Origin of the sequence: Kitasatospora sp. NPDC088861 (genome assembly GCF_044750105.1) — a bacterium.
In the GTDB taxonomy this organism is placed as follows: Bacteria; Actinomycetota; Actinomycetes; order Streptomycetales; family Streptomycetaceae; genus Kitasatospora.
In genome coordinates this window covers 27,482-36,638 of record NZ_JBIVJF010000045.1, presented here as the reverse complement: position 1 = coordinate 36,638, position 9,157 = coordinate 27,482, and the positions used below count along the sequence as shown (strand labels likewise).

Genomic DNA, 9,157 nt, shown 5'->3' with positions numbered 1-9,157 from the left:
ACGGACCCGGCCGCCACGAGATCCTGAAAACGAGTCCGTGCCGCAAGAACCAAAGCCGGACAGTTGGGGGGAATCCCCTATCGAACACCCTCTCAGGGGCTCGCCTCCGCGCTGGTGGCCAGCGGCGCACTCACTTCGGACTGGCTCCCCTCCTTCGAGGCCGTACCCCGCGAGCAGTTCGTCCCGGACCGCATCTGGCCCGGCATCGCGAACGGCACGAAACAAAACCCCGTGGTGTACCGGTCGAAGGACCCCGGGGCGTGGCGCAGGGCGGTCTACTCGGACATCCCACTGACGACGCAGTGGGACGACGGCGACCACGAGGGGGATGGGCTCGGGACGACCCCGAGTTCGTCCAACTCCATGCCGACGATGGTGGCTTCCATGCTCCGCACGCTGGACGTGAACGCGGGTGACCGGGTGCTGGAGATCGGCACGGGTACGGGCTGGAACGCGGGCCTGCTGGCCCGGCGGCTCGGGGACGCGAACGTGGTGAGCGTCGAGTACGACCCGGAGGTCGCCCGGGGGGCGCGGGAGAACCTGGGCCGGGCCGAACTCGCTCCGACCGTGGTCGAGGGCGACGGGCGGGCCGGGTGGCCGCAGGGCGCTCCCTACGATCGCATCATCGCCACGTGCTCCGTGCTGGAGATCCCTGCGGCGTGGCTGGAGCAGTCGGCCCCCGGCGCGGTGATCGTGGCCCCGTTCGGCACCGAGTACGGCGGCGAGCAGATCGTCCGCCTGATCGTGAACGACGACCGGTCCCGCGCGGTCGGCACGTTCACCGGCGGCTCCGCCTTCATGAGGCTGCGTCAGCAGCGCACCGAACGGCCGCTGTTCGAGGAGTACCTGCACGGGGTGCCCTGGCCGGCCGACGGCGTGAAGAGCACCACCACGCTGTCCCCGTGGGACACCGGCGAGTGGTTCCAGCAGTTCGTCATCGGCCTCGGGGTACCCGGCGCGTTCTGGCGTGCCGAGCGCTACGACAACGGCGCGTACACGCTGTGGATCTACAGCCGCGACAAGCGGTCCTGGGCGTCAGCAGACTACGAGCACGGCCGCACCGAGTACGAGGTGTACCAGTCCGGCCCCCGCAACCTCTGGAACGAGGTGGAGGCCGCCTACCACTGGTGGGACGGCCAGGGCCGCCCCGGCTTCGACCGCTTCGGCCTCACCGTCACCCCCGACAGCCACACCGTGTGGTTGGACAGCCCCGACAACCCCGTCCCCACCCGGGACTGACACCTCGCACCCCCGCCGCCCTCAACCCCCAGCGGCGGGCCCACCCCCGCCCTGCGGCTGCCCCCGCTGCCGCAGGTCGGAGGACTCCCCACCCTCCTCAGGAGTAGCCATGTGGGCCACCACCGAACAAGACCGGCAGGCCATGCTCAGGGCACTCGTGATCGCCGCGCTGCCGGCCATCGCCCTCCGGTACGCCTCCGGCGTCGGCGTCAGAAGGCTCGCGACGGTTTACGGGTGCGATTCCAACTGGCTCCAGGCCCAGATGATCAAGGCCGGGTACCGCGTCCGGCCGCTTGAGGAAGCAACCGGTCTGCGCCCCGCCCCCTGGCCGTGGATGCCTATCAGCATGCCAGGGCGGAAGACGATGCCCTGATTGGGCGCCCCGCTCAAACCGGAGCCTCCAAGCTCACGCGACGAGCGCGTAGCTGGTGAGCTGTACGTGTTTCCGCAGGCCAGGGGTTAAGTCTACGTCTGTATACTTACTCCAGGCCGTGAAGTTGGCGACCAGCGCGGCGGCCGCGGCGGCGGGCTCGCCGTTCAGTGCGAGCCAGGCGAGGTAGGCCGGGTAGGCCTGGCAGCCGGCCAGTGGTGGCCGGGTGGCGAGTTCGTCCGGGCCGAGGCCGCAGGCGGCGGCGAGGCCGGGCAGGGTGCGCAGCGCGGCGCTCTCGCCCCGGCGAGGGCGGCGAACCAGGCGCTCACCGGAAGGTCGGCGCTGCGGGTGGCGAGCAGCAGCAGGCTGCGCCGGTCGGAGGCGATGATCCGGTGCTGCTGGGCGGCGAGTTCGGCCAGGGCCGGGCGGGGCGCCGTGCCGTCGGCGAGCGCCGTGACGAGTGCCGGGGCGGCGTCGCCGGGCGCCAACTCGGCGCGCAGGTCGCGGATCTGGTCGAGGATCGGGTGGTTCACCGGTGCCTCCGTGGTGCGGTTCGGTCCCGGTGCCATTCCTACCGCCTGGCGGGGCCCGGTCGGTGGCGACAGGCCGGGGCGGGCCCCGGGTTGCTCCCGGCCCCGCGGGTGCGGGGCCGGGAGCGGGCGGTGCGGTCGGTGGCTCAGGACCCGGCGCAGGCGCTGGTCACGTCGCCGGCGGCGTCGGTGATCGCCCCGATGTCGGGCATCTTGCCCTTGGAGACGTTGTCCTGGGCGCTGGAGACGGCCTTGTTCAGCTTGTCGGTGGCCTTGTCGAGCTTGTCCCCACTGTTGTGGTCGCGGAGCTTCTTGATGTCGTCGCCGACCTTCTTCAGGGCGTCGGAGGTGTGTTTGCGGCGATCCTGGTCGGTGAGTTGGCCGACGTTGATGGCCGATGAGGCGAGGTCCTGGATGTCGCCGGTGATGCTGACGGCCTGTTTGCCGCAGTCGAGTGCCTGGTCGACGTCCTTGCATGCGCTGAGCAGTGGAGCGGTGGCGAGCAGCGCGAGTGCGGCGGCGGCCAGTCGGTACGGTTTCCTTGTCATGTCTGTATCCCTCCCGCCGGCAACAACGCCTGATCGCCCGCTCGTGGTTCCGCCCGATCGGGTGAATCATGGGTGAACCTTTACTGTCGGCCAGGAAAGGGAGTTGATGGAACATCAGATTCCGGACTCGACTTCGCCGACTTCACGTCAGGGGTGCTGCCCATGACGTGAAGTCGGCCGGGACTGCTACCGGTTGGCCGGTCCGGAGAGGTCGCGCACCAGTCCGGCGAGGGTCGGGGTGTCGACCCCGTGTGCGGCGGCGGCCCGCAGGACGGCGCCGCCGATGGCGTCCAGTTCGATCGGACGGCCTGCCTCCACGTCGCGCTGCATCGAGGACTTCATCGACCCGGGCACCCGGTCGAAGGCGGCGAGCAGTGCCTGTGCGTCCGCCGGGGCGCCCGCCGCGCCGGAGACGGCCGCGATCTCGTCGAGGACGGTGAGCAGTTCGGACCGGTGCTCGGTGCGTACGACGCCGACCTCGCTGCGGTGGCGGGTGGTGAGCAGCGCGAACGGGGCGAGGAAGGAGAGCTTGCTCCAGAGCATCGCGGTCTCGTCCTCGCGAAGCGTGACATCGAGGCCGGTGCGCCGCAGCTGCTCGGCCAAGTCCGCTGCCGGTCCGGCCAGTTCGAGCACGGTGAAGGGGCTGGTGTGCTCGATCCGCCCGGGCGCGGTCCGAGTGGCCTCGACCCGGATCGTGCCGGCCGCGACCTGCCCGGCCGGGTAGCGCTCGCGCAGCGCCGCGACGTGGTCGAGTCCGTTGAGCAGCGGCACCACGACGGCGGAGCCGAGGGCCTGCGGCGGCATCCGGTCGAGTGCGTCGGCCAGCGCCGTCTCCTTGACGGTCACGAACGCGGCGTCGACCGGCTCGCGCAGTTCGGTGGCGGCTTCGACCCGGGCGGTGAACTCGCCGAACTGCCCGCTGCGGACGTGCAGTCCGTCCCGGTTGAGGACGGCGGTGGTCTCCTCGCCGGCCAGGCAGATCACCCGGTGCCCGGCGCGCGCGAGCAGTCCGCCGATCAGGCCGCCGACGCCGCCCGGCCCGAGGACGGCGATGGTCAAGGGGGTGGTCGCGGAGGTGGACGCGGGGGTGGTGGTCATGTCGACTCCTGGTGAAGGGGTGAGGGGTGGGCTTCCGGGGCGGAGAGGGAGACGAGGCCGAAGGTGAACGGCGGTTCGTGGCGCGGCTTCCGCCCGCCGGCCGGGGTCCAGCGCACGGGGGTGTTTCGGCTGAGGCGCAGTGTGTCGTACCGGACGTTGCCGTGGGCGGGATCGGGGACGGGCAGACCCCCGGCGCGCAGCGCCTCGACCACCTCGTGGGCCGGCCGGCCGAAGACGTCGACGCCGTGGAGGCCGACCGGGCAGGCGGCCGCACCCTCCAGCGGTTCCACCGGGCGGCGCGAGAGGAAGACGGCCCGGAGGCGCTCGCCCGAGCCCGAGCAGAGGGTGACGCCGACTCCGGGCAGGGTGAAGTACAGCGCCCAGCTGGAGCCGCAGACGAAGATGGGGTGCACACCGCCCGGGAGCGCCTCGTGGTGCGGGGCCAGCAGGCGGCGGACCGTCGCCTCGGTGAGGCCGAAGCGCAGTCCAGGCAGCGGCGCGGGCATGCGGACGCCGTGGCCGGGCAGCAGGTCGATGGTCACCCGTTCATGATCCCTCGTCGGATGGGCGGCGCGGGGCCCGGGGGCGGGCGAGGTTCAGCTCGCGGGCGTACCGAGGCGGTGGCCCGAACCGCGTCCTGCCGTCGGGCGTCGCGGTCGGTGAGCGGCGGCACCGACTCGCCGGGCGGGAGGGGGCGGCGGGCCCAGCGCCCACCGTGCCGGTCAGCCGGCCGTCAGACCGTTCAGCGCGTCGGTGACCTGACGGGCGAGGGCGGGCGGCAGTGCGGCGTAGCCCAGCTGCGTCGCGGCCGGCTGGCCGGCGGCGCTCACCGCGTGGGAGAGCAGACCGGCCAGTGCCTGGGTCGGGCGGTTGCCGCGGTTGTCCGGTGCGTTGGTGTCGCAGAACACCGCGTAGCCGACCTGGACGAGCGGGTACGCGCCGGAGCCGGGGTTCGCGTAGTCGACGTCGACCGTCAGGCCGGCGCCCGTGCCGGTGACCTTGGCGCCGACCAGGGCGGCGGTGGCGGCCTCGGTGGTGGCGGCCACCGGGCCGGAGCCGGCGGACAGTTTCGCGGTCCGCAGCCCGTCGGCGTCCTTGAGCGGGAGGAAGGCGATCGCGCCGGACTTGCCGGTCACCGTCTGGCGGACGGCGCCGAGATCGCCGACCGCCAGACCGCCCGTCGCCTGGGCGGGCCAGGAGCGGGCGGCCGTCGGGTACGGCCAGGCGGCGGACGCGGCCTTGGCGAGGTAGCGGGTGAAGCCGAGCGTGATCGGCGATTCGGCCGACGGGTGGACCGCGGTGATGGCCGAGTCGGGCAGCACCCGGCCGGGGTTGAGCGTCGCGATCGCGGGATCCCGCCAGCTGGTGATCTGGCCGTTGAAGATCCGGGCCACCGTCGGGGCGTCCAGTACCAGCGAGTCGAGCCCGGGGACGTTGTAGACGACCGCGATCGGCAGGGCGGCGAGCGGGAGTTGGGCGGGCCGGGCGGCCGTGCACCGCTTGCCGAGGCCGTCACCCTCGTCGCCCAGGGGCGCGTCGTCGAGGGTGACGGCGTCGACCTGGCCGGCGACGAACTGCTGGTCGGCGGTGCCGCCCAGGTCGGCGGTGGCCACGTTCGCGGTGGGGCACGCCTGGTGGTAGTCGGCCGTCCAACGGCTCATGACGGTCTTCAACGGCCCGTCTCCGCCCACGACGGCGCGGGCCGAGGGGCAGTCGGGCGGGCCGGACCGGCCTGACTGACCGGGAGTGGACGGAGCCGAGGCGGCCGGGGGCAGGGCACCGGCACCGCCGCTGTCCTTCTCCTGCTGCCGCAGCAGGACGGCCGCGCCGCCGGCCGCGGCCAGCGCGACGGCGACCGCGACGACGAGCGCGGCCGTCCGGCGGCGTGGCCTGGGGACGACGGGGTCGGTCGGCGCCGGTATGACGGCGGGCCCGGCGGGCGGGGGGAGGGCGGGTGCGAGGGGTGCCGAGCGGACGTCCGGCTCGGTCGGTACGGGCGGCACGGCGGGCCGCTCCCACACGGTCGCGGGCCGGGTGTCGGGCGCGGCCGGGGGAGGCTCCACGCCCGCGACGGACCACGTCAGCAACGTCTCCAGGGTGGGCCGTCGGGTCGGCTCCTTGGCGAGGCACGCCGCGACCATGGGGAGCAGCTCCGCCGCCAGCCCGGCGAGGTCCGGCTCCTCGTAGACGACCCGGAAGCCCACCGCGTGCGAGGAGTCCGCGCCGAACGGACCGCGCCCGGTGCCCGCGAAGGCCAGCACCGAACCGAGCGCGAACACGTCGGTGGCCGGGCTGGTGTCGCCGCGCCGGAACTGCTCCGGCGCCATGAACGGCGGTGTGCCGACGGCGACGCCGGTGCTGGTGAGCTGGGTGCCGTCCAGGGCGCGGGCGATGCCGAAGTCGATCACGCGGGGGCCGTCCTCCGCGAGCAGGACGTTGCCGGGCTTGAGGTCCCGGTGCACCAGCCCGGCGCGATGGATGTCCCGCAGCGCCTCCGCGAGGCCCGCCGCCAGCCGCCGTACCTCCGGCGGGCTCAACGGGCCCTGCCGGGCGACCCGTTCGGCCAGCGAAGGGCCCGGGACGTACAGGGTGGCCAGCCAGGGCGACGGGGCGTCGGGGTCCGCGTCGACGACGGGTGCGGTGAACGCCCCGCTCACCCGGCGGGCGGCCTCGACCTCGTGTCGGAACCGGGCCCGGAACTCTTCGTCCCCGGCGAGCTCGGGGCGGATCACCTTGAGTGCCACCTGCCGCCCGGACAGCGACCGCGCGCGGTACACGACGCCCATCCCGCCCGCGCCGATCCGGCCCTCCAGCCGGTACCCGCCGATCTCGCGCGGATCGTTCTCCAGCAAGGTCACGTGACCCCCGTCCTCAGACACCCGTCCCCCGTCCCCCGGTCAAACGGGAGCCAGCCTAGTACCGCACCGGCGGGCGCCGTGACGGTGGCTCGGGTCGGTCGGTCGGTCGACCTCGACCTCGACGGTGCCGGGATGGGACCGGACCGCGACGGTGCCGGGGTGGGACGGGACCGCGACGGCCTCGACCCGACGTACGCGTCCTGGGTCCGGAGGTAGGGCCACCTGCGGGGTTCGGTTTTCCGAACCCCGAATTGGGGGGCCAGCCCAATCGATCGTGCGGCCGTTCATGCCCAGGATGGAGGGCATGAACGGGATGACGACAGCCGCCGCGGCGGCGAGCGGTGAGGTGGCGGGCGCGGCCCTGACCGGGGACGGGCTGCACCGGGAGTACGGGCGGGGCACGGCCGCCGTCCGGGCGTTGCGGGGGGTGTCCGTGGCCTTCGCGCCGGGGACGTTCACGGCGGTGATGGGGCCCTCGGGTTCCGGCAAGACGACGCTGCTGCACTGCCTCGCCGGGATGGACCGCCCCACCCGGGGCACCGTCCGCTGGGGCGGGACGGAGGTGTCCCGGCTGCCCGAGCGGCGGCTCGCGCAGCTGCGCCGCACCAGGGTGGGGTTCGTGTTCCAGGCGTTCAACCTGATGCCCGCGATGACCGTCGCGCAGAACGTCGAGCTTCCCGGGCGGCTCGCGGGGGCGCGGCCGGACGGGGCGCAGGTGCGGGAGGCGCTCGCCAGGGTCGGCCTGTCAGGGCGGGAGCGGCACCGGCCCGGGCAGCTGTCCGGCGGCCAGCAGCAGCGGGTGGCGATCGCCCGGGCGCTGGTCGCGCGGCCGGCCGTGCTGTTCGCGGACGAGCCGACCGGCGCGCTCGACCGGGCGACCGGGCACGACGTCCTCGACCTGCTGCGTTCCGGTGTGGACGCGGACGGGCGGACGTGTGTGATGGTCACCCACGACCCGGTGGCCGCCGGCTACGCGGACCGGGTGCTGCTGCTGGCCGACGGGCTGCTGGTGGACGAGCTCGACCGGCCGACCGCCGCACAGGTCGGCGAGCGGGTGAGCCGGTTGGGCGGGGGAGCGCGATGAGCCCCGTCCTCTCCCTGGCGGCCGGCCAGATCCGGCGCCGACCGGCCGCCTTCGCCGGGCTGGCGGTGGCGCTGTTCCTGGCGGTGGCGACGGTGACGCTGTTCGGCTCGCTGGTCGCCGCCCAGGCCACGGCCCCCGCCGCGGTGGCCCGCCGGGCGGTGGCCGGGCCGGGCCTGCTGCTGATCGCGGGGGCGTTCGGTGAGATCGCCGTCCTGGTCGCGCTGTTCGTCGTGGTCAACGCGCTCGGCTTCACCCTCCGCCAGCAGCACCGCGACCTCGCCCTGCTGCGGACGGTCGCCGCGACACCCCGTCAGGTGCGTCGGCTGGTGCGGGCCCAGGTCGCGGCGACCGTCCTGCTGACAGCCGTGCCCGGCGGCGCGGCGGGCACCCTCGCCGCCCGGGGCTTCCTCGCCGCGCTCCAACGGCGCGGGCTGGCCGCGCCCGGCCTGCGGATCCCCGGGACGCCGGTGCCGATGCTGGCCGCACTGGCGGTGGCGCTGCTGGTCGGCCTGGCCGCCACCGCCCTCGCCGCCCGACGGATCACCCGGCTCACCCCGGCCGCCGCGCTGACCGCCGACACCTCGGGCCAGCGGCGCACGGGCGTGCTACGGGTGCTGGCCGGGCTGGCCGTCCTGGCGGGCGGGGTGCTGCTGCTGCGGCTCGCCGCCACCAGAGGGGCCGGTGAACTGGACAAGGCGGGGCAGGCAGCGATGCTCGGCTCGCTGGTGCTGCTGGTCGCCCTCGCCCTGCTCGGGCCGCTCGCCGCACGGGCCGTGGCCGCCGTGCTCGGCGCGCCGGTACGGGTGCTGGCCCCCGGGGCGGGCTGGCTCGCCGACGCCAACCTGCGCGGCTACGCGGCCCGGCTCTCCTCGGCCGTGGTGCCGGTCGCGCTCCTGGTCGGGCTGTCGGGCACCATGTTGATCATGACGAGCACCGCCGAGCACGTGGTCCGTACGACCGGCGCCGCGACCAGCGTCACCAAGGTGACGGACGTCTGGCTCCGGGAGGCGGAACTGGGGATGCTGGTCTGCTTCGCGGCCGTCTCCACCGTCAACACGCTGGTCGCCCTGACGGCCGACCGGTGGCGCGAGTTCGCGCTACTGCGCCTGGTCGGCGCGACCAGGCGGCAACTGCTGCGGATGCTGTCCGTCGAGGCGGCCCTCACCACGGCGGTCGGCGTGCTGCTGGGTGCGGCGGTGGCGGCCGTCGCCACGGGGGCGTTCGCCCGGGCGGTGACGGGGTCGGTGCTGCCGGTGGTGCCCGGCGCTGCGTGCGGCTGGGTGGTGGCGGGCGCGGCGGCGCTGACGGTACCGGGAATCCTGGGCGCCGGCCTGCGGGCGATCCGGGGGCGCGCGGTCGAGGCGGTCGGCGGTGAGCGGGGGTGAGCGGGGGTGGCCGGGCCCTTCGCCAGGTGCGGTGGGGCCGGGTCG

Annotated in this window: 9 protein-coding genes; 4 read left to right on the top strand and 5 right to left on the bottom strand. The window is 74.6% G+C overall.

All coding sequences use genetic code 11. The features are described from left to right. The first annotated feature begins 114 nt into the window (after positions 1–114). Both ACIP37_RS36275 and ACIP37_RS36270 read left to right on the top strand, forming a co-directional pair. Entirely contained in the window at positions 115–1,239 is a 1,125-nt protein-coding gene (locus ACIP37_RS36275) for a methyltransferase domain-containing protein (protein WP_400812183.1), read from the top strand. Between the two features lie 109 nt (positions 1,240–1,348). After that, the gene (locus tag ACIP37_RS36270) at positions 1,349–1,612 is read left to right on the top strand and encodes a hypothetical protein (protein WP_363582719.1); all 264 of its coding nucleotides are present in this window, start codon (positions 1,349–1,351) and stop codon (positions 1,610–1,612) included. A gap of 164 nt (positions 1,613–1,776) precedes the next feature. On the opposite strand, the gene ACIP37_RS36265 is transcribed toward ACIP37_RS36270, so the two are convergent. The 5 genes from ACIP37_RS36265 to ACIP37_RS36245 all read right to left on the bottom strand — a co-directional run bounded on the left by ACIP37_RS36265 (position 1,777) and on the right by ACIP37_RS36245 (position 6,643). Beyond that, on the bottom strand, positions 1,777–2,142 hold the full coding sequence (locus ACIP37_RS36265; protein WP_400812181.1) for a hypothetical protein: 366 nt from the start codon (positions 2,140–2,142) through the stop codon (positions 1,777–1,779). A gap of 143 nt (positions 2,143–2,285) precedes the next feature. After that, on the bottom strand, positions 2,286–2,687 hold the full coding sequence (locus ACIP37_RS36260) for a hypothetical protein (protein WP_363582723.1): 402 nt from the start codon (positions 2,685–2,687) through the stop codon (positions 2,286–2,288). Positions 2,688–2,873: 186 nt separating this feature from the next. Next, the gene (locus tag ACIP37_RS36255; RefSeq protein ID WP_400812180.1) at positions 2,874–3,785 is read right to left on the bottom strand and encodes a ketopantoate reductase family protein; all 912 of its coding nucleotides are present in this window, start codon (positions 3,783–3,785) and stop codon (positions 2,874–2,876) included. Next, positions 3,782–4,327, bottom strand: coding sequence for a hypothetical protein (locus tag ACIP37_RS36250; RefSeq protein WP_400812178.1), 546 nt, complete (start codon positions 4,325–4,327; stop codon positions 3,782–3,784). The genes ACIP37_RS36255 and ACIP37_RS36250 overlap by 4 nt, the downstream gene beginning before the upstream one ends. Before the next feature lie 180 nt (positions 4,328–4,507). Further along, positions 4,508–6,643: a serine/threonine-protein kinase gene (locus ACIP37_RS36245; protein ID WP_400812176.1), complete on the bottom strand. Its 2,136-nt coding sequence runs from the start codon at positions 6,641–6,643 to the stop codon at positions 4,508–4,510. Between the two features lie 313 nt (positions 6,644–6,956). Between ACIP37_RS36245 and ACIP37_RS36240 the strand changes: the two genes are divergently transcribed. Beyond that, on the top strand, positions 6,957–7,727 hold the full coding sequence (locus ACIP37_RS36240; RefSeq protein ID WP_400812192.1) for an ABC transporter ATP-binding protein: 771 nt from the start codon (positions 6,957–6,959) through the stop codon (positions 7,725–7,727). Then, positions 7,724–9,112, top strand: a complete 1,389-nt coding sequence (locus tag ACIP37_RS36235; RefSeq protein WP_400812174.1) for an FtsX-like permease family protein — start codon at positions 7,724–7,726, stop codon at positions 9,110–9,112. Before ACIP37_RS36240 ends, ACIP37_RS36235 begins: the two co-directional genes overlap by 4 nt. The last annotated feature ends 45 nt before the right edge of the window (positions 9,113–9,157 follow it).

Excerpts from the sequence above, each read along its gene's own strand:
- ACIP37_RS36255 (WP_400812180.1), bottom strand. The coding sequence starts at position 3,785 with ATGACCACCACCCCCGCGTCCACCTCCGCGACCACCCCCTTGACCATC.
- ACIP37_RS36260 (WP_363582723.1), bottom strand. The coding sequence starts at position 2,687 with ATGACAAGGAAACCGTACCGACTGGCCGCCGCCGCACTCGCGCTGCTC.
- ACIP37_RS36235 (WP_400812174.1), top strand. The coding sequence starts at position 7,724 with ATGAGCCCCGTCCTCTCCCTGGCGGCCGGCCAGATCCGGCGCCGACCG.
- ACIP37_RS36270 (WP_363582719.1), top strand. The coding sequence starts at position 1,349 with ATGTGGGCCACCACCGAACAAGACCGGCAGGCCATGCTCAGGGCACTC.
- ACIP37_RS36240 (WP_400812192.1), top strand. The coding sequence starts at position 6,957 with ATGACGACAGCCGCCGCGGCGGCGAGCGGTGAGGTGGCGGGCGCGGCC.